Below are 1,046 nucleotides of genomic sequence, written 5' to 3'. Positions count from 1 at the left end.
GACCACCTCCCCGTCATCGGCCCCGACCCCCGGCTGCCCGGGCTCTGGCACGCCTGCGGCCACGAGGGCGCCGGCATCGGCCTCTCCGCCGGCACCGGCCACCTGCTCGCCCAGGCCCTCACCGGGGCCGATCCCACCCTGGACCTGGCGCCCTTCGCGCCCGAACGCTGGGAGCACGCCGCGTGAGGATCTTCTTCGAGGACCGCGAACTCCCGGCCCGGCCGGGCCAGTCCGTGGCCGCCGCCCTCCTCGCCCACGACATCGCGGCCTGGCGCACCACGCGTGTCGACGCCCGTCCCCGCGGCCTCTTCTGCGGCATCGGCTCCTGCCACGACTGCCTCGTCACCATCGACGACACCCCACCCCAACGCGCCTGCCTGGTCCCTGTGCGGGACGGCATGCGGGTCTCGCCGACCACGGGCCCGACACCTGTGCCGGCGCCGCCGGCCGGTGCGTTGGCGCCGGAGGCGCGGTCCGACGGGGCCGGGCCTCCGGCCCCGCCCACGGCGGAACCGGCTGGCGCCGGGCCGCCTCCGGCGGGTGGTGGTCCGGCGCCGGGCGTTGCCGCCCCCGTGGCGTCGGCTGGCGCCGGGTCGGCGCGCGGCGCCGCCGCGCCGGAGGCGCGGGAGCGGCCGGTGTCGCCCGGCGGCGTGGAGCCGCCTGCGGCGGGGGCGCAGTCTGTCGAGGCCGGGCCTTCGGCCCCGCATTCGGCGGAGTCGGCCGGCGCCGCGCCGGGGGCGCGGACTGCCCGGGCCGGGGCATCCGCCTCGCCTGGGGCGGGTGGCGTTGCGCCGGCGGCGCGCCAGCGGCTTTCTGCGGATGCGGGCGTTGGCGTGTCGCCGCCACCGACCGATCCGCCTGCGGCGGATGGACCGCAGGCGCGCGGCGCCGCCGCGCCGGAGGCGCCCGCGGTGGGTGACGGCCTGCCGCGGGTCGCTGCCGGGTCGGCCGCGCCGGCCACCGGTGCTCGTGGCGGGCACTCGCCGCGAGGTCTCGTCGGGTCGCCGCGCAGCGTCGTCGTGGTGGGGGCCGGGCCCGCCACGAGC

At 80.9% G+C, this 1,046-nt stretch carries 2 protein-coding genes; both read left to right on the top strand.

The features are described 5' to 3' along the window. On the top strand, positions 1–186 hold a 186-nt coding region (locus E1283_RS36520), incomplete at its 5' end, for an FAD-dependent oxidoreductase (protein WP_132822432.1). After that, the coding region (locus tag E1283_RS39790) for a (2Fe-2S)-binding protein (RefSeq protein WP_341829992.1) at positions 183–1,046 on the top strand (864 nt) is incomplete at its 3' end. The genes E1283_RS36520 and E1283_RS39790, both read left to right, overlap by 4 nt.

This window comes from Streptomyces hainanensis, from assembly GCF_004348415.1.
Taxonomy (GTDB): domain Bacteria; phylum Actinomycetota; class Actinomycetes; order Streptomycetales; family Streptomycetaceae; genus Streptomyces; species Streptomyces hainanensis.
This window is presented reverse-complemented; position numbering and strand designations above follow the sequence as displayed.